This is a genomic window from Kitasatospora sp. NPDC091335, from assembly GCF_044757205.1.
Classification (GTDB): Bacteria; Actinomycetota; Actinomycetes; order Streptomycetales; family Streptomycetaceae; genus Kitasatospora.
On sequence record NZ_JBIVUM010000021.1, the window covers coordinates 14970 to 34905 of the forward strand.

The 19936-nt window shown below is 74.4% G+C and carries 15 protein-coding genes and 1 pseudogene; 11 read left to right on the forward strand and 5 right to left on the reverse strand.

Annotated elements, in window-relative coordinates:
• Positions 1-205 precede the first annotated feature (205 nt).
• Positions 206-724 (forward strand): annotated as a pseudogene (locus ACIQOW_RS33220) (DoxX family membrane protein); the annotation flags it as partial.
• Positions 725-931: 207 nt separating this feature from the next.
• A complete protein-coding gene (locus ACIQOW_RS33225) occupies positions 932-1216 on the forward strand; it encodes a ubiquinol-cytochrome c reductase iron-sulfur subunit (protein WP_401091463.1) in 285 nt (94 codons plus the stop codon).
• A 70-nt stretch (positions 1217-1286) separates the two neighbouring features.
• Here ACIQOW_RS33225 and ACIQOW_RS33230 read toward each other — a convergent pair whose 3' ends face one another.
• On the reverse strand, positions 1287-1496 hold the full coding sequence (locus ACIQOW_RS33230; protein ID WP_188296863.1) for a hypothetical protein: 210 nt from the start codon (positions 1494-1496) through the stop codon (positions 1287-1289).
• Positions 1493-2959, reverse strand: a complete 1467-nt coding sequence (locus ACIQOW_RS33235; RefSeq protein WP_401091276.1) for a PspC domain-containing protein — start codon at positions 2957-2959, stop codon at positions 1493-1495. The genes ACIQOW_RS33230 and ACIQOW_RS33235 overlap by 4 nt, the downstream gene beginning before the upstream one ends.
• 263 nt (positions 2960-3222) lie before the next feature.
• Here ACIQOW_RS33235 and ACIQOW_RS33240 point away from each other — a divergent pair, with 263 nt between their 5' ends.
• From ACIQOW_RS33240 to ACIQOW_RS33250, 3 genes are all read left to right on the forward strand, one after another.
• Positions 3223-4554, forward strand: coding sequence for a PspC domain-containing protein (locus tag ACIQOW_RS33240; RefSeq protein ID WP_401091465.1), 1332 nt, complete (start codon positions 3223-3225; stop codon positions 4552-4554).
• Entirely contained in the window at positions 4547-5251 is a 705-nt protein-coding gene (locus ACIQOW_RS33245; protein WP_401091277.1) for a LuxR C-terminal-related transcriptional regulator, read from the forward strand. The genes ACIQOW_RS33240 and ACIQOW_RS33245 overlap by 8 nt, the downstream gene beginning before the upstream one ends.
• A 95-nt stretch (positions 5252-5346) precedes the next feature.
• Positions 5347-8073, forward strand: a complete 2727-nt coding sequence (locus ACIQOW_RS33250; RefSeq protein WP_401091279.1) for an ATP-dependent DNA helicase — start codon at positions 5347-5349, stop codon at positions 8071-8073.
• 4 nt (positions 8074-8077) lie between these two features.
• On the opposite strand, the gene ACIQOW_RS33255 is transcribed toward ACIQOW_RS33250, so the two are convergent.
• Positions 8078-8884: a M23 family metallopeptidase gene (locus ACIQOW_RS33255; protein ID WP_401091281.1), complete on the reverse strand. Its 807-nt coding sequence runs from the start codon at positions 8882-8884 to the stop codon at positions 8078-8080.
• 322 nt (positions 8885-9206) lie between these two features.
• Between ACIQOW_RS33255 and ACIQOW_RS33260 the strand changes: the two genes are divergently transcribed.
• Positions 9207-9614 (forward strand): cobalamin B12-binding domain-containing protein, encoded by a 408-nt coding sequence (locus tag ACIQOW_RS33260; protein ID WP_350503520.1) that lies wholly within the window; start codon positions 9207-9209, stop codon positions 9612-9614.
• A 93-nt stretch (positions 9615-9707) separates the two neighbouring features.
• Here the strand turns inward: ACIQOW_RS33260 and ACIQOW_RS33265 are convergent, their stop codons facing one another.
• Positions 9708-11297: a DUF5691 domain-containing protein gene (locus ACIQOW_RS33265; RefSeq protein ID WP_401091283.1), complete on the reverse strand. Its 1590-nt coding sequence runs from the start codon at positions 11295-11297 to the stop codon at positions 9708-9710.
• An 11-nt stretch (positions 11298-11308) separates the two neighbouring features.
• Positions 11309-12625, reverse strand: a complete 1317-nt coding sequence (locus tag ACIQOW_RS33270) for an SWIM zinc finger family protein (RefSeq protein ID WP_401091285.1) — start codon at positions 12623-12625, stop codon at positions 11309-11311.
• A 191-nt stretch (positions 12626-12816) separates the two neighbouring features.
• Between ACIQOW_RS33270 and ACIQOW_RS33275 the strand changes: the two genes are divergently transcribed.
• The 5 genes from ACIQOW_RS33275 (at position 12817) to sucD (ending at position 19920) form a co-directional block, all read left to right on the forward strand.
• On the forward strand, positions 12817-13899 hold the full coding sequence (locus ACIQOW_RS33275) for an AAA family ATPase (protein WP_401091287.1): 1083 nt from the start codon (positions 12817-12819) through the stop codon (positions 13897-13899).
• Positions 13896-16277 carry a DUF5682 family protein gene (locus ACIQOW_RS33280; protein ID WP_401091289.1) on the forward strand — a complete coding sequence of 794 codons (2382 nt, stop codon included), beginning with the start codon at positions 13896-13898 and terminating at the stop codon, positions 16275-16277. Before ACIQOW_RS33275 ends, ACIQOW_RS33280 begins: the two co-directional genes overlap by 4 nt.
• A 75-nt stretch (positions 16278-16352) precedes the next feature.
• Positions 16353-17534 carry a VWA domain-containing protein gene (locus ACIQOW_RS33285; protein ID WP_401091291.1) on the forward strand — a complete coding sequence of 394 codons (1182 nt, stop codon included), beginning with the start codon at positions 16353-16355 and terminating at the stop codon, positions 17532-17534.
• A gap of 303 nt (positions 17535-17837) precedes the next feature.
• Positions 17838-19010 carry an ADP-forming succinate--CoA ligase subunit beta gene (gene sucC, locus ACIQOW_RS33290; RefSeq protein ID WP_401091293.1) on the forward strand — a complete coding sequence of 391 codons (1173 nt, stop codon included), beginning with the start codon at positions 17838-17840 and terminating at the stop codon, positions 19008-19010.
• Between the two features lie 19 nt (positions 19011-19029).
• The gene (gene sucD, locus ACIQOW_RS33295; protein ID WP_401091295.1) at positions 19030-19920 is read left to right on the forward strand and encodes a succinate--CoA ligase subunit alpha; all 891 of its coding nucleotides are present in this window, start codon (positions 19030-19032) and stop codon (positions 19918-19920) included.
• The last annotated feature ends 16 nt before the right edge of the window (positions 19921-19936 follow it).

Genomic DNA, 19936 nt, shown 5'->3' on the forward strand with positions numbered 1-19936 from the left:
CGGCCGCCGGGGCCCTTCTTCGTCCTGAGGCCGATGCCTGAACGGCCGCGCCGTCGTTCCCGTACTGAAGGGAGCGACGGCGCGGCCGTTTCGCCGTACGGGCGCCGCTCCCCGGGTGGGACCTCCCACCGAAAGCGCGCAGGAGCGGGCAGAATGCGGACCGGACCTGTCAGGGAGTGGCAGGCGGCGAGGGAAGGTGTGAGCGATGTCGGAGGCCAGCAACCCGGTGCCGGCCGGCGGGGGAGCGACCGGCCGGGCGGCGCGGTGGCGGGCGCTCGCGTCGAGGTACGCGCTGCTGCCCCTGCGGCTCTTCCTCGGTGTCACCTTCGTCTACGCCGCGCTCGACAAGCTCTCCGACGCGCACTTCCTGGCCGGGGCGGGCGACCCGGCCTCCTTCGTCTCGCAGACCCAGGCCGCCAAGGCGGGCGGCAGCCCGATCTCCTTCCTGCTCGGCCCCGCCCTCGACCACCCGACCCTGTTCGCGCTCGCCGTCGCCTTCGGCGAGCTGGCGGTGGGCCTCGGTACCCTGCTCGGCCTCTGGGGCCGGGTCGCCGCGCTCGGCGGCGCGCTGCTCAACCTCAGCCTCTGGCTGACCGTCAGCTGGAGCGTCTCGCCGTACTACCTCGGCAACGACCTGGCCTACCTGATGGCCTGGACCCCGCTGCTGCTGGCCGGCACGCCGTACCTGTCGGTGGACGGCTACCTGGCCCGCCGGGCCGGGCGGGACCGGGCGCGCGGGCTGGGCGAGGACCACGTCAAGCGCCGGGCGCTGGTGGACGGCGGGATCGCGGCCGTCGCGATCGGCGGGGCCGGGCTGCTCACCGGCTCGCTGACCCGCACCTTCGGCAGGGACGAGGAGGCCGCGCCCAAGCAGTCGGCGGCTCCGGTCTCGGCCGCCCCGGCGCCGGCCCCCGCGGTGCCCGCCGCGAGCGTGCCGGTCGGCGGCTCGGCCCAGGTCAAGGACCCGGCCACCGGGGACGCCGTCTACATCGTGCAGCCCAAGTCCGGCCAGTACTGCGCCTTCTCCGCGGTGTGCACCCACTCCGGCTGCGCGGTGGACGCGCCGAAGAACGGCCGGCTGTACTGCCCCTGCCACGGCTCCAGGTTCGACGCCGAGACCGGTGCGGTGGTCAACGGGCCCGCGGTCAAGCCGCTGCCCAGGTACGCCGTGACCAAGGACGGGGACCAGCTGACCCTGGGCCCGCAGCAGAGCTGAGGACCCAGGGGTACGGCCGGGGGCCGAGCGGTCGGTTCGGACGGCCGGCCCGCGCGGTCAGTCCTCGGGGTCAGTCCTCGCGGTCGGGGCGGCCGCGCCGGGCCACCGCCGCGACCGCGCCGGCCAGGCCGCCGACGCCGAGCACGATGAAGGTGACCGGGATGACGATCCGCCCGTTCACCGACTGGTCGTTGAGCGCCGCGACCAGGTACAGCACCGCGATCACGGTGAACAGCGCGCCCGCGATCAGCGAGAACAGGTCGAGCCGGTGCTTCCTCACTGCTGGACCACCTTGATGTTGCCGAGCCCGATTCCGAGTTCGAGATTGAGCGTGCCCTTGGCCGGCTGCCCGTTGGCAGGGCTGATCAGGTAGCTGTGCCGCCCGGTGCTGTTGCTGCGGTCACCCGGAACGGTGACGTTGCCGAGGCCGACCCGGGCCACCAGGTTCACCGTCACGTCGTCCGGCAGGGTGACGGTCATGTCGCCGGCGCCGAGGTCGGCCTTGGTGGCGAGGGTCTCGCCGGCCGGGTCGAGTCCGGACAGGTCCAGCCGGAGCTGCCCCGCACCCAGGTTGTACCGGTCGTGCAGCTCGGCCGCCGTGGTGACGGTCCAGTCGCGATCGCCGACGGCGTTGCGCATGGAGTCCGGCGAGTGGCCGACGAAGGCCAGCGCCAGGGTGAGCACCAGACCGGTCATCGCCAGCCTGCGGGCCCGGCCGAACTTCGCGCCGACCACCAGCGTCAGGCCCACCACCAGCAGCGCGGTGGCCAGCACCGTCGCGCTCAGCACCGTGGTACTGCCGTGGCGCCCGGACGAGACGGCCCAGACCGCGGCGGCCGCACCGACCGCCAGCAGGAAGCCGAAGAAGCCGAGCGGCGAACGCTCCTTGGGGTGCCGGACGACGGCGGGCTCGGGGCGGCGCTTGGCGTGCTCCTTGCGCAGCGGGTCGCCCGCCGGCAGGTCGGCGCGCTGCCACCAGGGCTGGGCCGGGCCGCCGGCCGGCGGCACCGGGGTGCCGAACGGCGGGGTCGGGGTGGCCGAGGTGGCGCCGTACGGGTTGCGCTCGGGGTGCCGCGGGTCCCACAGGTAGCCGCCGGGGGCCGGGCCGTCGGCGGGGGCCTTCCCCGCCGTCCGGTCGGCGGTGGGCCCGGCGTCGGCCTGCTCGTCCTGCTCGTCCTGCTCGGGCCGCGGCCAGCGGTAGGCCCCGGTGCCCGTGGTGTCGCCGGTGGCCCCGCCGCCCCCGGTCTCCGGGAAGTGGCGGTCGTACGGGCCGCAGTGGCGGCGCTCGCGCCCCCGTCCGCGGCGGCGTTCCGGGTCGTAGCGCACCGCCAGGAAGACCAGGGCGGCGAGCAGCAGCAGCGGGAACATCTGGTCGCCGTCGCCCATCGAGGAGAAGAACACCCCGGTGCCGATCACGGTCAGCAGCACCGCGCCGATGGACTGGCCGTCCACCCGCCCGGTGAGCACCCGCTGGAGCTCGGTGCGCCCGCCGCGGCCCTTGGCGTCGTCGTCGGTGGGGACGATCAGCCAGGCCAGGCCGTACAGGAACAGGCCGAGGCCGCCGGAGAGGCACAGCACCACCGTGACGACCCGGAAGACCACCGGGTCGATGTCCAGGTGACGGCCGAGGCCGCCGCAGACGCCGGCCACCACACGGCGGTGCTCGGCCCTGGTCAGCGGCGGGCGGTCCGGTTCCGGCGGGGCGGCGGCCCCGGCCTCCTCGATGCGGGGGTCCTCGGTCATGGACACCATCCTTCCGGCAGGGGCCGGTCCGGCCCAACCGGGTGGACCCCTGTCCGTACCCTGACTTGTCCCTGATACGGGATGGGGACACACCCTGATGCGCCCGCGGGTGCCCGCGTGGAACCATCGGTGGCGTGGCAGCCCCCGGTACCGATCCCCGACCCATCGCCCCCGACGCCGCGTCGTCGGCCGGCGCCGACCCGAACGCGTCCGACGACGGGAAGCCGCCGTACCGGCGGCTCTACCGCAGCCCGCAGGGCCGGATGCTGGGCGGCGTCGCGAACGGCCTGGCGGTGCACCTGGGACTGCCGGTGCGGTGGGTGCGGATCGCCTTCGTCGTGCTGTTCTTCGCGCAGGGGATCGGCGCGCTGCTGTACGCGGCGTTCTGGTTCGTGGTGCCGATCGGCATCGGCGAGCCCTCGCAGCGCGGCGGCGCCCAGTGGGTGTACCTCAACGGGACGTTCGTGCCGGCCTCGTCCGGGGTGCAGGGCGGCCTGCTGAACAAGGTCCCGGCGGTCGGCGGCTGGCTCGGCCGGATGCGCCGGCTGCTCCAGCACACCCTCCAGGGCGAGCCGGTGACCGCCCCCGTCGAGGGCGAGGAGGACGGGCAGGCCGACAAGGGCGGGCAGGGCGGCCTGGGCCAGCTCGCCGCGCTGGTGATGACGGTGATCGGCCTGATCGCCCTGCTCAACGTGCTCGGCTGGCAGACCGCCAAGCCGTACACCTGGCCGCTGCTGGCGATCGGCGTCGGCGTGGCGCTGGTCTGGCGGCAGGCCGACGACTCGCGCTGGCAGCGCTGGTTCGGCATCGAGGAGGGCGAGAAGCGGCGCGGCGCCTACACCCGGGTCGGCGCGGGCGTGCTGCTCGCGGTGGCCGGCACCATCGCGCTGCTCGCCATGCAGGGCGGCTCCCCGCTCGGCTCGGTGATCGAGGCCTCGATCGCGGTGCTGGCCGGCGTGCTGGTGCTGCTCGGCCCGTACGGGCTGCGGCTGTGGCAGGACCTCGGGGCCGAGCGCACCGCCCGCATCCGGGCCCAGGAACGGGCCGAGATCGCCGCGCACATCCACGACTCCGTGCTGCACACCCTGACCCTGATCCAGCGCCGGGCCGAGGACCCCAAGGAGGTGCTGCGGCTGGCCCGCTCGCAGGAGCGCGAGCTGCGGCTGTGGCTGTACCGCCCGGAGGCCGCCGCCGAGGCCGCGCCGGACACCATGGCGGAGAGCCTGCGGGCCGCCGTCGCCGAGGTCGAGGACCGGCACGGCGTCCCGGTCGAGGTGGTGATCGTCGGCGACTGCCCGATGGACGAGAGGATCGCGGCACAGATGCAGGCCGCGAGGGAGGCGACCGTCAACGCGGCCAAGTACGGTGGCGGGGGACCGGTCCAGGTCTACGCCGAGGTGGAGGGGAGGACGGTGTCGGTGTTCATCCGTGACCACGGCCCCGGCTTCGACCCCGACACGGTGCCCGAGGACCGGATGGGCGTACGGGAGTCGATCATCGGCCGGATGAAGCGCAACGGCGGCACCGCTCGGGTGCGGCCCGCGGCGGGCGGCGGTACCGAGGTCGAGCTGGAGATGGAGAGAGCGGATGACTGAGGAAACGCCGACGGCGGTCCCCCCGGCCGGAGGCTGGGGGAGGACCGCCCGGGTCGTGCTGGTGGACGACCACCGGATGTTCCGGACGGGGGTCAGGGCGGAGATCGGCCGTACCGAGGTGACCGGCATCGACGTGGTCGGCGAGGCCGACGACGTGGACTCGGCGGTCCGCGTGGTCGCCGAGACCAGGCCCGACGTGGTGCTGCTCGACGTCCACCTGCCGGGCGGCGGCGGCGTCGAGGTGCTGCGCCGGTCGGTCGGCGTGATGGGCGAGCAGGGAGGGGTGAAGTTCCTGGCGCTGTCGGTGTCGGACGCCGCCGAGGACGTCATCGGCGTCATCCGCGGCGGCGCGCGCGGCTACGTCACCAAGACCATCACCGGCACCGACCTGGTGAACGCGGTCTTCCGGATCGCCGACGGCGACGCGGTGTTCTCGCCCCGGCTGGCCGGCTTCGTGCTGGACGCCTTCGCCGCCACCGACACCCCGCCGGTGGACGAGGACCTGGACCGGCTCACCCAGCGCGAGCGCGAGGTGCTGCGGCTGATCGCCCGCGGCTACGCGTACAAGGAGATCGCCAAGCAGCTCTTCATCTCGGTGAAGACGGTCGAGAGCCACGTCTCCGCCGTCCTGCGCAAGCTCCAGCTGAGCAACCGCCACGAGCTGACCCGCTGGGCCACCGCGCGCCGCCTGGTCTGACCCGCCCCCGCCGGCCGCACGCCGTCGAGGCCGCCCGCCCCGGTTCCTCCGGGGCGGGCGGGGTTGTCGGCGGGTGGCCATAGACTCGATGTGCCATGAGTAGCCTCTTTGACGACCTTCCGCTCCCCGGCTTCGAGGCACCCGCCGCCGGGTCGAAGCAGCCCGCCGCACCCGCCGAGGAGGAGCCTCCGCCGTACGAGGACGACGTCCCGTACGACGCGTACGAGGAGTCCATCCCGGAGGGGCTGTTCCGGACCGACCACGCCGCCGAGACCGAGCGGGACGCCTGGTACCGCAACGGTGCCGCGCGGACGGCGGTGGATCCGGCGCAGCTGCTGGAGGGGATGAACGACCCGCAGCGCGAGGCGGTGCTGCACGCGGGCTCGCCGCTGCTGATCGTGGCCGGCGCCGGCTCGGGCAAGACCCGGGTGCTGACCCACCGGATCGCCTACCTGCTGGGCGCCCGCGGCGTGCAGCCGGGCGAGATCCTGGCGATCACCTTCACCAACAAGGCCGCCGGCGAGATGCGCGAGCGCGTCGAGGCGCTGGTCGGCCCGCGCGCCCGGGCGATGTGGGTCTCCACCTTCCACAGCGCCTGCGTGCGCATCCTGCGCCGCGAGTCCAAGCAGCTGGGCTTCACCTCCAGCTTCTCGATCTACGACTCGTCCGACTCGCAGCGGCTGATGTCGCTGGTCTGCCGCGACCTCGACCTGGACCCGAAGCAGTTCCCGCCGAAGTCCTTCACGGCGAAGGTCAGCAACCTCAAGAACGAGCTGATCGACGAGGAGACCTTCGCCGACCAGGCCGCCAACCCGACGGAGAAGAAGCTCGCCGAGGCGTACGCGCTCTACCAGCGGCGGCTGCGCGAGGCCAACGCGCTGGACTTCGACGACATCGTCATGACGACGGTGAACCTGCTCCAGGCCTTCCCCGACGTCGCCGAGCACTACCGGCGCCGGTTCCGGCACATCCTGGTCGACGAGTACCAGGACACCAACCACGCCCAGTACACGCTGGTCCGGGAGCTGAGCGGGGGGTCGGTCGGGGCCGCGCCGAAGCGCACCGCGGACGGCGACTTCGTGAACCCGGCCGCCGGGCAGCTCGCCGAGGTGCCGCCGGCCGAGCTGTGCGTGGTCGGTGACGCGGACCAGTCGATCTACGCCTTCCGCGGCGCGACGATCCGCAACATCCTCCAGTTCGAGGAGGACTACCCGAACGCGACCACGATCCTGCTGGAGCAGAACTACCGCTCCACCCAGACCATCCTGAGCGCCGCCAACGCCGTCATCGAGCGCAACGCCAACCGCCGCGAGAAGAAGCTCTGGACGGCCGGGGACCACGGCGAGAAGGTCGTCGGCTACGTCGCGGACGACGAGCACGGCGAGGCCCAGTTCATCGCCGACGAGATCGACCGGCTCACCGACCGGGGCGAGACCAAGCCCGGCGACGTCGCGATCTTCTACCGGACCAACGCCCAGTCCCGGGTGTTCGAGGAGGTGTTCATCCGGGTCGGCCTGCCGTACAAGGTGGTCGGCGGGGTGCGCTTCTACGAGCGCAAGGAGGTCAGGGACGTCCTGGCGTACCTGCGGGTGCTCTCCAACCCGGAGGACACCGTGCCGCTGCGCCGGATCCTCAACGTGCCCAAGCGCGGCATCGGTGAGCGGGCCGAGGCGATGGTCGACGCGCTGGCCGCGCGGGAGCGGATCTCCTTCGCCCAGGCGCTGGTGCGGGTCGACGAGGCGTACGGGATGGCCGCGCGCTCGGCCAACGCGGTGAAGAAGTTCAACACCCTGATGGCCGGGCTGCGCCAGGTGGTCGAGTCGGGCGCCGGCCCGGCGGCGGTGCTGGAGGCCGTCCTGGAGGAGACCGGCTACCTGGCCGAGCTCCAGGCCTCCACCGACCCGCAGGACGAGACCCGGGTGGAGAACCTCCAGGAGCTGGCCTCCGTCGCCCTGGAGTACGAGCAGGACCCGGGCGAGCGGCCGGACGCCGGGGAGGAGGGCACGCCGCCGGTCGGCTCGCTGGCCGACTTCCTGGAGCGGGTCGCGCTGGTCGCCGACTCGGACCAGATCCCGGACGCGAAGCAGTACGGGACAGAAAAGCGAGGCCCGGACGCGAAGCAGTACGGGACAGAAAAGCGAGGCCCGGACGCGAAGCAGTACGGGACAGAAGGAGGAAGCCCGGACGAGGCCGAGGAGGGCCAGGGCGTCATCACGATGATGACCCTGCACACCGCCAAGGGCCTGGAGTTCCCGGTGGTCTTCCTGACCGGCATGGAGGACGGGATCTTCCCGCACATGCGGGCGCTCAACCAGGTCAAGGAGCTGGAGGAGGAGCGCCGCCTCGCGTACGTCGGGCTCACCCGGGCGCGCGAGCGGCTCTACCTGACCCGCTCGGTGCTGCGCAGCGCCTGGGGGCAGCCGGCCTACAACCCGGCCTCGCGGTTCCTGGAGGAGATCCCGGAGACGCTGGTGGAGTGGAAGCGCACCGGGGCTGCCCAGGCGCCGGTCCAGCGCGGTTACTCCTCGGGCTCGTCCTGGGGCAAGTCCTCGTCCGGGGGCGGGAGTCCGCGGACTTCCCCGTCGTCCTCGGCCGCGCCGAAGGCGGGCTGGGGGCAGTCCGCGCGGCGCGCCGGCAAGCCCGTCGTGGAGCGCGACGCCGTCTCGCTCGCGGTCGGCGACCGGGTCACCCACGACAGCTTCGGGCTGGGCACGGTGGTCGGCGTCACGGGCTTCGGCGACCGGGCGCAGGCCACCGTCGACTTCGGCACCGAGGGGCGCAAGCAGCTGCTGCTGCGCTACGCGCCGGTGGAGAAGCTGTAGGACCTCAGCGAGGGTCCAGTCCGTTCGAGAGGAACCAGGGCAGCGGGTCGACCGGCCCGCTGCCCTGCGGCCGGATCTCGAAGTGCAGGTGCGGACCGGTGCTGTTGCCGCTGCTGCCGACGAAGGCGATCACGTCGCCCTGCTTCACCGGGCCCTTGCGCACCTTGTACGCCCGCAGGTGGCAGTACCAGGCCTCGGTGCCGTCGGGCATCTTGAGGATCGTCATGTAGCCGTAGAACGCGTTCCACTGGGTGCGGACGGTGCCGTCGGTCACGGCGCGGACCTCGGAGCCGCCGTCCACCGGGAAGTCGATGCCGGTGTGCCGGTTGGCCCAGTGGGTGCCGGCCTCGCCGAACAGTTCGCCGAGGCCGTGCTGGGCGACCGGCATGACCGCCGCGGGCCTGACCGGCTCGGGCGCCGGTTCGGGGGTGGGCTGCGCGGTGGGGGCCTCGGTGGGCTGGGTGCCGGCCAGCGGCTGCCGGGCGTCGCCGCGCGAGGCCGCCGGCTGGTCGCCGGTCGCGAGCGCCTGTGCGGCGGCCGCCTTCGCGGCCGGGTCGCCCGGGGCCTCGTCCGCCGCGACCTGCGGCCGCACCGGCCCGGCGGCCTGGGCGCGCTGCTGGTCCGCCTCCCCCTGCACCGTGATCGCCGCCGCGGCCGCCACCCCGAGCGCGGCCACCGACGGCAGCGCCACCCGCAGCAGCGCCGTCCGGGTGGCCGCCCTGGCGGCGCCGCGGCGCTGGGCGCGGGACTGTTCGCGGGCGGCGAGGCGCAGCTCCGCGCGGGTCGGACGGGCGGCTGCTTCGGGAGCCATCGGGGGCTGCCTCCTCGGTGGGCCTCGGACGTCGTCGGACGAGGGAAAACAGCCGTGACTGTAGCTCCAAGGCCGGCGCCCCGGAAAACCCCCCGGATGTCAAGGGGTCGGCCGGGGGGTCTGTGCGGAGGTTGCGGGAAGGACGGGTATACCCGCTGGTAGCAAGGGCCGGAGCTGTGACTTTGCCCTCCTCTTCGGGGGTGGCACGGCCAACCGCGCCGGGTGGCGCTAACCTCCCCTCAGGTTGGTTATCGACCGTTAACCGCGCCGGCGGCCCACGAGGTCCGGTCGGAGGGTGGACGACGAGGTCCAGGAGGCAGTCATGAGTGTGTCGGGGCCGATCCGTGTGGTGGTCGCCAAGCCGGGGCTCGACGGTCACGACCGTGGTGCCAAGGTCATCGCGCGCGCCCTGCGCGACGCCGGTATGGAGGTCATCTACACCGGACTGCACCAGACGCCCGAGCAGGTCGTCGACACCGCGATCCAGGAGGACGCGGACGGCATCGGGCTGTCGATCCTCTCCGGCGCCCACATGACGCTGTGCGCGCGGGTGCTGGAGCTGCTGAAGGAACGCGACGCGGAGGACATCAAGGTCTTCTGCGGGGGGATCATCCCGGACGAGGACATCGCCGAGCTCAAGGCGATGGGCGTCGCCGACATCTTCACCCCGGGCACGCCGACCAGGGACGTGGTCGCCTGGGTCGAGGCGAACCTGCGCGCCGCCGGCTGAGGACGGACGCGCCGGGCGGGCCGGTCCCCTCGGGGGCCGGCCCGCTCCGTCGTGCCCGGGCGCTCCGCCGTACCCCGGCTCCGGGCCCCGGGCTCAGCCCGTCAGCTCCGCGAGCATCGCCGCCCGGAAGCGCAGGGTGCCGGCCAGCCGGGCGAAGGTCTCGGACCAGGCGGAGTCGGGGGCGGCCTCGGCGGCCAGCCGTTCCACCGCGGCGGCCGTCTCCGGGGCGAGCGCGCGCTCCGTCATCCCGAGCACCCCGCTGTGGCTCCACGGGTACGCCCCGGAGGCGGCGGCCCCGGCCAGGGCGGTGACCACGGCGGTGGACAGCGGCGGCGTCCACGGGGTGGCGCAGGCGCCGAGCAGCTGGAAGGCCTCGCCCAGCCCGTGCGCCTCGATGAACGCGGCCGTCCAGACGGCCCGTTCCCGCGGCGGGAGGACGGCCAGCAGCTTGGCCGGGGCGCCGGTGGTGCGCGGCGCGCGGGCCCGCGCACCGCGTCCGGTGGGCGCCGGGCCGAGCAGTGCCCGGGCCCAGCCGGCGTCCTGCTGGCGGACGGCGGCCCGTGCCCAGGCCTCCCGCAGGTCGTCGGCCCAGCTGCTGCTGGTCTCGTCGATGCTGTCGCCGACCCGCAGGGCGAGCAGCTGCCCGGGCGTCAGCCCGGTGCTCTCCGACCAGACCCGGAGCGGTGCGGCGGCCACCACCTCGCCGAACCACCAGGCCCGTTCGCCGCGCCCGGTGGGCGACTTGGGCGCGATCCCATCGCGCTGCATCCGCGCGTCGCACTCGACGGGCGGGGTGACCAGCAGGTGCGTGCCGGCGCAGGCGAGCCGGACGGCGGCCCGCGCCCGCTCGGCCATCCGGCCGGCCAGCGCCGAGCCGGGCAGGGTGGAGAGCAGCTCGGCGGCGGTGGCCCGGACGTTCTTGCTGCGGTCGCCGAGGGCGGCCTCCAGGAACGGTTCGTCGGCGGGGGAGAGGCCGTCCTGGAGGGCGTCCAGGAAGAGCAGGCGGTCCTCGGCGCGCTCGGTGGACCAGGTGCCGCGCAGCAACTCCAGCCCCGCGGCGGGGTCGTGGCGGCGCAGCAGCGTGAGATGGGTGACCCGCTCGGCGAACAGGCCCTCGTGCCACACCTGGTGGTCGGCCGGGTCGTCCTCACGCCGGACCGCGTCCTGGTCGGCGGTGCGCAGCACGAACCGCCAGTCGGGGTTCTGCTCGGCCAGCCAGCGGCCGGGCGGACCGGCCAGCGCCACGGCGTCGGCGCGCAGTTCGCCGCGGGCCCGGGCGGCGTCGAGCAGGCCGGGTATCAGCGCGGCGGGCGGGCGCAGGCCCAGGGCCCTGGCGGTGCCGAGCCACTGCGGGAGCAGCTCGGCGAGGTTGGCCTGGGCGCCGCCGCCGCTGCCGGACCGGCCCGAGAGCAGGACGGCCAGCCGGCGGGCGGCCGGTTCGGGTAGTTCGGGGCGGGCGTCCTCGGCCGCGGGCGGTCCCGGCGGATCGGTGGCCGGTACGGGCAGTGCCCCGGCCCGGCGGCGGACGGTGGCCAGGGCGGCCAGCTCCAGCAGGGCGGTGGCCGGGTCACCCCGGTCCACGGCGTCGGCGAGCGGCAGGGCGGTGGCCGGGAGCGGGCGGCGCTCGGTGCCGAGCAGGGCGCTGGTGCGCAGGGTCTCCCACGGGTCCTGGGTGGTCGTCATGCCGGGTCCTCCTAAGCGTTGGTGAGGCCGACCGGGCGCCGGCCGGCGGCCCAGGCCGTGACCGGGGTGAAGCCCTGGTGGCCGTACTCGCCGAAGACCGTCAGCGGGTGGCCGGTGGAGACCGCGGCCAGCCGCCACAGCGCCGTCTCCGGGACGGCCGAGGCGTGGACCGGCACGGTGTGGTGGCCGTCCGTCAGGTACCAGCCGTCCGGGGTGCGGACCGGGACGACGTCGGCGAGGACGGTCGGCCGGCTCTCCAGCCACGGGTCGTCGGCGACGGCGGTGCCGTAGCCGGCCACCGCCTCGGCGACGGTGAGGCCGGCGGGCGGGTCGGCGGGGCCGGGCTCGGGGGCGCCGTAGCGTTCCCCGAGCTCGGCGCGGAGCGGGTGGGCGCCGGGGAAGTAGGCGAGGCCGGCCTCCACCACCCGGCCGGTCGGCAGGGCGAGGGCGGGCGCCTGGCCCTGGTGGCCGAAGGAGAGCAGCAGGGCCAGGCGGCCGGTCTTGGCGCCGCGCAGCCAGATCCGGCGGGTGGTGAGCCGCTCGTCGGTGCCCCCTTCCATCGGCGCCGTCCTGGTGCCGAGCACCAGCCAGCGGTCGCGGACGGTGGGGTCCGTCCGGCTGGTGTCCGCGGGGTAGCCGACCCGGGTGCGGACGGTGGCGGCCAGCCCGGCCGGCAGCTCGTCCGTCCGGGTGGCGGCGGTGGCGAGCAGGTGCAGCATCGCGTACTCCTCCAGCAGCCGCTCCTGCGGCAGCGCGTCCAGTTCGCGGACCCGGGTGGCCAGGCCGGGGGCCTGGGCGTCGACCATCCGGGCGGCGACCTCCCCCCAGGGCCCGGCGGTGGACTGGTCGGCCAGGCCGTGCCGCACCCGGTCGGCCAGCCGCAGCCGCAGCTCCGCGGCCCCGGCCGCGACGTTGGCGGCGCGCTTCTCGGCCCGGCGCCGGGCGGCCTCCGGATCGACCGGCTTCCTGGCGCCCTTCGCACCCTCCTCGGCGCGCTTGCGGCGGGACGCGAGCCACTCGGCCGCCCACTCGGCGGGCTCGCCGGCCGCGACGGCCTCCGGGGAGCCGCTCCACAGCAGGAGGAGCCCGAGCGCGTGCTTGCACGGGAACTTCCGGCTGGGGCAGTTGCACTGGTAGGCGGGCGTGGCGAGTTCGATCGCGGTGCGGTACGGCGTGCGGCCGCTGCCCTTGCACTCGCCCCAGACCGCGTCGCCGTCGGTGCCGGTGCCGGACCACGGCGCGGGCGAGGAGAGCTTGCCCGCGGCCTTCTGCGAGGGGGCGTCAGGGGCCAGGGACAGGACGTGTTCGGTGCTCCAGCGTTCCTCCATGCGACCGACCGTAGGCGGGGCCACTGACAGTGGCTGACGGCCCGTCCGGAGCCCCGCGCCGGGCCGGCGGCCGATGTCAGTGGCCCGGTGCAGGGTGGTTCCCACAGGCCGGGACGCCGACCTGGCTCCCCCCGATCACCCTGCCGCCCGGGGCACCCGTGTGCCCGGCGGCCGACCCGAAGGAGCCCGAGATGACCGACGTTCTGCGGCAGCACGCCGAGGACGCCTTCGCCGGTGAACTGGCCGCGCTGGCCGGGCAGGACGACCGTCCGCGTCCCGAGCGCTGGAAGCTCTCGCCGTGGGCCGTGGCGACGTACCTGCTCGGCGGCGAACTGCCCGACGGCACCCGGATCACCCCCAAGTACGTCGGCCCGCGCCGGGTCGTCGAGGTCGCTGTGACGACCCTGGCGACGGACCGCGCGCTGCTGCTGCTCGGCGTGCCGGGCACCGCGAAGACCTGGGTGTCCGAGCACCTGGCCGCGGCGATCAGCGGCGACTCCACGATGCTGGTGCAGGGCACCGCCGGCACCCCGGAGGAGGCCGTCCGGTACGGCTGGAACTACGCCCGGCTGCTCACCCGCGGCCCCGGCCCGGACGCGCTGGTGCCCTCGCCGCTGATGCGGGCGATGGCCGACGGCAAGATCGCCCGGGTCGAGGAACTCACCCGCATCCCGGCCGACGTGCAGGACAGTCTGATCACCATCCTGTCCGAGAAGACGCTCCCGATACCGGAGTTGGGATCCGAGACGCAGGCGGTGCGCGGCTTCAACGTGATCGCCACCGCCAACGACCGCGACCGCGGCGTCAACGAGCTGTCCAGCGCGCTGCGCCGCCGCTTCAACACCGTGGTGCTGCCGCTGCCGGGCTCGCTGGACGAGGAGGTCGACATCGTCACCCGCCGGGTCGGCCAGCTCGGCCGCTCCCTGGAACTGCCCGAACTGCCCGGCGGCGCCGAGGAGATCAGGCGGGTGGTGACCGTCTTCCGCGAGCTGCGGGCCGGGATCACGGTGGACGGCCGGACGAAGGTCAAGACCCCGAGCGGCACCCTGTCCACCGCCGAGGCGATCTCGGTGGTGACCAACGGGATGGCCCTGGCCACCCACTTCGGCGACGGCGTGCTGCGCGCCGGGGACGTTGCGGCCGGCATCCTCGGCGCCGTCGTCCGCGACCCGGTGGCGGACCGGGCGGTCTGGCGCGAGTACGTCGAAGGGGTGGTGCGCGAGCGCGACGGCTGGAAGGACTTCTACCGCGCCGCCCGCGAGGTGGCGGTATGACCGAGGCCGAGGTCGCCCTGCTGGGCATCCGCCACCACGGCCCCGGCTCGGCCAGGGCGGTGGCCGCCGCGCTGGCGCAGTGGCGGCCCGACGCGGTGCTGATCGAGGGCCCGCCGGAGGCCGACGGCATCGTGCACCTGGCCGCAGGGAAGGACCTGGTCCCGCCGGTGGCGCTGCTCGCCCACGCGGTGGACGACCCGGCGAAGGCCGCCTTCTGGCCGTACGCCGAGTTCTCCCCGGAGTGGGTGGCGATCCGGTACGCCGTGGAGCTCGACCTGCCGGTCCGCTTCATCGACCTGCCCGCCGGGTACGGCTTCGCGCCGGCCCCGGAGGACGCCGATGGCGCCGCCGCCGATGCCGATGCCGACGCCGAGCTGCCCGCCGACCCGCTGGCGCTGCTCGCCGAGGCGGCCGGGCACGACGACCCGGAGCGCTGGTGGGAGGACGTGGTCGAGCACCGCGCGCCCGGCGCCGACGCGCTGGCGCCGTTCGCCGCCGTCGCCGAGGCGATGGGCGCCCTGCGCGCCGAGGGCCTCGCCGAGTCCCGCCGGGACCTCCGGCGCGAGGCGTACATGCGTCAGCAGATCCGCGCCGCCCGCCGGGCCGGGCACCGCAGGATCGCCGTGGTCTGCGGGGCCTTCCACGTCCCCGCGCTGGAACGGATGCCCACCGCCGCCCACGACCGGGCGCTGCTCGCCGAGCTGCCGAAGAAGACCAGGACGGACATCACCTGGGTGCCGTGGACGCACCGCCGGCTCTCCCAGGCCACCGGCTACGGCGCGGGCGTGCGGTCGCCCGGCTGGTACCACCACCTGTTCACCACCGACGGCGACCCGGTGCCGCGCTGGCTCACCCGGGCCGCCGGCCTGCTGCGCGCCGAGGACCACCCGGTCTCCTCCGCGCACGTGATCGAGGCGGTCCGGCTGGCCGAGACCCTGGCCGTGCTGCGCGGCCGCCCGCTCGCCGGGCTGACCGAGACCCTGGACGCCGTCCGCGCGGTGCTCTGCGAGGGTTCGGACGTCGCCCTGGAGCTGGTCAGGGACCGCCTGGTGGTCGGCGACGCGCTCGGCGAGGTCCCCGACGCCGCCCCCGCGGTGCCGCTCCAGCGCGACCTGACCCGGCTGCAGCGCTCGCTGCGGCTCAAGCCCGAGGCCGCGCCGAAGGACGTCGGCCTCGACCTGCGCAAGGAGACCGACGCGGCCCGCTCCCGGCTGCTGCACCGGCTGCGGCTGCTGGGCGTGGACTGGGGGGTGCCCGCGCGCTCCTCGGTGAACTCGACCGGGACGTTCCGGGAGAGCTGGCGGCTGTGCTGGCAGCCCGAGTTCGCGGTCCGGATCGCCGAGGCCGCCCAGTGGGGCACCACGGTCGAGGAGGCGGCGGTCAACAAGGCCGTCGGCACCGCCCGCGCCGCCGGGGAACTGGCCGAGCTGACCGGCCTGGTGGAGACCTGCCTGCTGGCCGGGCTGTCCGGCGCGCTGCCCGCCGTGATGCGGGTGCTCGCCGACTGCGCGGCCCTGGACACCGACGTGGCCCACCTCGCGGGCGCGCTGCCCGCCCTGGTCCGCGCGCTGCGCTACGGCGACGTGCGCGGCACCGACCACGGCGCGCTCGCCGGGGCGGCCTCGGGCCTGGCCGAGCGGATCTGCGTCGGGCTGCCGCCCGCCTGCGTCGGCCTGGACGCGGAGAGCGCGGCGGCGATGCGCGGCCGTCTCGACGAGGTGCACGGCGCGATCGGCCTGCTGGCCTCCGACACCGGCGGCACCGCCGCCGCCGGGCCGGGGCCCTCGGACCCCAAGGGCCCGGGGGGTCCCGATGACCCCGATGACCCCGACGGTCTGACCGGTCTGGCCGACCGCTGGGCCGCCGCCCTGCGCTCGCTGGCCCGCCGCGAGCCGGCCGGCGGACCGGCCACCGGCGCCCCCGGACTGCTGCGCGGCCGGGCCGTACGGCTGCTGCTGGACGACGGACGGCTCGACTCCGAGGAGGCCGGCCGGCGGCTCCGGCTGGTGCTCTCGGTCGCCAACGCCCCCGCGGACGCGGCCGGTTGGGTCGAGGGCTTCCTCACCGGCGGCGGCGCCCTGCTGCTGCACGACCCCCGGCTGCTCGCCCTGCTGGACGAGTGGCTGACCGGGGTGAGCGGCGAGGTCTTCACCGACGTCCTGCCGCTGCTGCGCCGTACCTTCGCCGGGCTGGAGGCCGGGGTGCGCAGCACCGTCGGCGGCCGGGTCGCGGCCGGCCCGCTCGGCGAGCCCCCGGCGGCCCCTGCGGCGGCCCGCGAGCTGGACCGGGCCCGCGCCGACGCCGCCGTCCCGGTGGTGGCCCTGCTGCTCGGCATCCGCCCGAAGATCCCCCGGCAGGCCGCCGGCCGCGACACCTGACACCCGCCGTACCGCCGGCACCCGCCGTACCGATCACCTGCCCCACCGCAGGACCCGCTGAAGGAGGAGGACGAGATGGCAGCGCCCACGACCGACGAACGGCTGCGCCGCTGGCGGCTGGTGCTCGGCGGCGAGGCCGACGGCACCGGCCGCACCCTGCACGGCCGCGACGCCGCGATGGACGGCGCCCTCGCCGCGCTCTACCGCGGCGCCCCCGAGGAGGGCGCCAGGACGGCCCGCGGCGGCCGCCGCAGTGCCGGGCTGGGCGGCTCGGCCCCGCAGGTGGCCCGCTGGCTGGGCGACATCCGCGAGTACTTCCCGTCCACCGTCGTCCAGCTGATGCAGCAGGACGCGATCACCAGGCTCGGCCTGGACCGGCTGCTGCTGGAGCCGGAGATGCTGGAGGCCGTCGAGCCGGACGTGCACCTGGTCGGCACCCTGCTCTCGCTCAAGCACGCGCTGCCCGAGACCACCAGGGAGACCGCCAGGGCGGTGGTCGGCAAGGTGGTCGCCGACCTGGAGCGCCGGCTCGCCGACCGCACCCGGGCCACCCTCGGCGGCGCCCTCGACCGCAGCGCCAAGGTGAACCGGCCGCGCCACCGCGACATCGACTGGGACCGCACCATCCGGGCCAACCTGAGGAACTACCTGCCCGAGCACGGCACCGTCGTCCCCGAGCGGCTGGTCGGCTACGCCCGCGCCCAGCACGCCGTGAAGAAGGACGTCATCCTCTGCGTGGACCAGTCGGGCTCGATGGCGCCCTCGGTCGTGCACTCGGCGGTCTTCGGCGCGGTGCTCTCCTCGATGCGCACCCTGGACACCCGGCTGGTCGTCTTCGACACCTCGGTGGTCGACCTCACCGAACAGCTCACCGATCCGGTCGACGTCCTGTTCGCCACCCAGCTCGGCGGCGGCACCGACATCAACCGCGCGCTCGCCTACTGCCAGTCGAAGATCACCCGGCCCTCCGAGACCGTCGTGGTGCTGATCAGCGACCTGTACGAGGGCGGCATCAGGGACGGCATGCTCAAGCGGGTCGCCGCGATGAAGGCGGCCGGCGTCCAGTTCATCGCGCTGCTCGCGCTCTCCGACGAGGGGGCCCCGGCGTACGACCACGCGCACGCCGCCGCCCTCGCCTCGCTCGGCGCGCCCGCCTTCGCCTGCACCCCGGACGCCTTCCCCGAGATCATGGCGGCGGCGATCGAGAAGCGCCCGATCCCGCGGAGTCTGATCGAGGGGGCCGGCGGGGGAGCTTGAGGGTTCACCCGGATGCGCTAATCGGCCGGATCGGCGGACCGGGCGTCCACCCGGTCCTTCCTGGCCTTCTGTGACGGTTCTCACCCAAGACGGGCAGGCCCCGGGCGGAATGGTCCCGTCCCACGGGGATAACCTGCCAGACGGACGTGACGCGCGTGTTGATTGACGTGAGCGCCCGTGGCTGTGTGGGCCGCAAGGCCGTACCTCTGCGTACCCGCACCGCCCCGACGACCCGCAGCGAAGATCCTGCCGTGGCACGCTCGTAGAGACACAATCCGCGACCACGAACAAGGACGAACACACGTGGACCTGTTCGAGTACCAGGCGAGGGACCTCTTCGCCAAGCACGGTGTGCCCGTGCTTGACGGTGATGTCATCGAGACCCCCGAAGCGGCTCGCGCCATCGCCGAGCGCTTCGGCGGACGCGCCGTCGTCAAGGCTCAGGTGAAGGTCGGCGGCCGCGGCAAGGCCGGTGGCGTCAAGCTCGCCGCCGACCCGGCCGACGCCGTCGCCAAGGCCGAGGCGATCCTCGGTATGGACATCAAGGGCCACACCGTTCACAAGGTGATGCTGGCCCAGACCGCGGACATCAAGGACGAGTACTACGTCTCGTTCCTGCTGGACCGTACCAACCGCACCTTCCTGGCCATGGCCAGCGTCGAGGGCGGCGTGGAGATCGAGGTCGTCGCCGAGCAGAACCCCGAGGCGCTCGCCAAGATCCCGGTCGACGCCAACGAGGGCTGCACCCCGGAGAAGGCCGCCGAGATCGTCGCCGCGGCGAAGTTCCCGGCCGAGATCGCCGACCAGGTCGCCGACGTCCTGCAGAAGCTGTGGACCGTCTTCATCAAGGAGGACGCCCTCCTCGTCGAGGTCAACCCGCTGATCAAGTCCGGTGACGGCAAGATCATCGCGCTCGACGGCAAGGTCTCGCTGGACGAGAACGCCGAGTTCCGCCAGCCCGAGCACGAGGCCCTGGAGGACAAGGCCGCGGCCAACCCGCTGGAGGCCGCCGCCAAGGCCAAGGGCCTGAACTACGTCAAGCTCGACGGCCAGGTCGGCATCATCGGCAACGGCGCGGGCCTCGTCATGAGCACCCTCGACGTGGTCGCCTACGCCGGTGAGAACCACGGCGGCGTCAAGCCCGCCAACTTCCTCGACATCGGCGGCGGCGCCTCCGCCGAGGTCATGGCGAACGGCCTGGAGATCATCCTGGGCGACCCCGACGTCAAGTCGGTCTTCGTCAACGTCTTCGGCGGCATCACCGCGTGCGACGCGGTCGCCAACGGCATCGTGCAGGCCCTGGAGCTCCTCGCGAGCAAGGGCGAGAACGTCACCAAGCCGCTGGTCGTCCGCCTGGACGGCAACAACGCGGAGCTGGGTCGCAAGATCCTCGACGACGCGAACCACCCGCTGGTCCAGCGTGTGGACACCATGGACGGCGCCGCTGACCGCGCCGCCGAGCTGGCCAACAAGTAAGGAAGGGGACTTCACAACCATGGCTATCTTCCTTACCAAGGACAGCAAGGTCATCGTCCAGGGCATGACCGGCTCCGAGGGCATGAAGCACACTCGCCGCATGCTCGCCTCCGGCACCCAGATCGTCGGCGGTGTCAACCCGCGCAAGGCCGGCACCACGGTAGACGTCGACGGCACCGAGGTGCCCGTCTTCGGCACCGTCGCCGAGGCCATCGAGAAGACCGGTGCCGACGTCACCGTCATCTTCGTGCCGCCGAAGTTCACCAAGGACGCCGTCGTCGAGGCCGTCGACGCCGAGATCGGCCTCGCGGTCGTCATCACCGAGGGCGTCCCGGTGCACGACACCGCCGCCTTCTGGGCGCACGCCGGTGCCAAGGGCAACAAGACCCGCATCATCGGCCCGAACTGCCCCGGCCTGATCAGCCCCGGGCAGTCGAACGCCGGCATCATCCCGGCCGACATCACCACCTCCGGCAAGATCGGCCTGGTCTCGAAGTCCGGCACCCTGACCTACCAGCTCATGTACGAGCTGCGGGACATCGGCTTCACCTCGGCCGTCGGCATCGGTGGCGACCCGGTCATCGGCACCACCCACATCGACGCGCTCAAGGCCTTCCAGGAGGACCCGGAGACCGAGCTCATCGTCATGATCGGTGAGATCGGTGGCGACGCCGAGGAGCGTGCCGCGGACTTCATCAAGGCGAACGTGACCAAGCCGGTCGTCGGCTACGTCGCGGGCTTCACCGCTCCCGAGGGCAAGACCATGGGCCACGCCGGCGCCATCGTCTCGGGCTCCTCGGGCACCGCCCAGGCGAAGAAGGAGGCCCTCGAGGCCGCCGGTGTCAAGGTCGGCAAGACGCCGTCCGAGACCGCCCGCCTGGCCCGCGAGATCATCGCCGCCCAGGCCTGATCCCGCCCCGCGCGTG

Coding starts and splice junctions, on each gene's coding strand:
- ACIQOW_RS33235 (WP_401091276.1), bottom strand. CDS start 2,959: ATGACCGAGGACCCCCGCATCGAGGAGGCCGGGGCCGCCGCCCCGCCG.
- ACIQOW_RS33240 (WP_401091465.1), top strand. CDS start 3,223: ATGCTGGGCGGCGTCGCGAACGGCCTGGCGGTGCACCTGGGACTGCCG.
- ACIQOW_RS33245 (WP_401091277.1), top strand. CDS start 4,547: ATGACTGAGGAAACGCCGACGGCGGTCCCCCCGGCCGGAGGCTGGGGG.
- ACIQOW_RS33250 (WP_401091279.1), top strand. CDS start 5,347: ATGAGTAGCCTCTTTGACGACCTTCCGCTCCCCGGCTTCGAGGCACCC.
- ACIQOW_RS33255 (WP_401091281.1), bottom strand. CDS start 8,884: ATGGCTCCCGAAGCAGCCGCCCGTCCGACCCGCGCGGAGCTGCGCCTC.
- ACIQOW_RS33260 (WP_350503520.1), top strand. CDS start 9,207: ATGAGTGTGTCGGGGCCGATCCGTGTGGTGGTCGCCAAGCCGGGGCTC.
- ACIQOW_RS33265 (WP_401091283.1), bottom strand. CDS start 11,297: ATGACGACCACCCAGGACCCGTGGGAGACCCTGCGCACCAGCGCCCTG.
- ACIQOW_RS33270 (WP_401091285.1), bottom strand. CDS start 12,625: ATGGAGGAACGCTGGAGCACCGAACACGTCCTGTCCCTGGCCCCTGAC.
- ACIQOW_RS33275 (WP_401091287.1), top strand. CDS start 12,817: ATGACCGACGTTCTGCGGCAGCACGCCGAGGACGCCTTCGCCGGTGAA.
- ACIQOW_RS33280 (WP_401091289.1), top strand. CDS start 13,896: ATGACCGAGGCCGAGGTCGCCCTGCTGGGCATCCGCCACCACGGCCCC.
- ACIQOW_RS33285 (WP_401091291.1), top strand. CDS start 16,353: ATGGCAGCGCCCACGACCGACGAACGGCTGCGCCGCTGGCGGCTGGTG.
- sucD (WP_401091295.1), top strand. CDS start 19,030: ATGGCTATCTTCCTTACCAAGGACAGCAAGGTCATCGTCCAGGGCATG.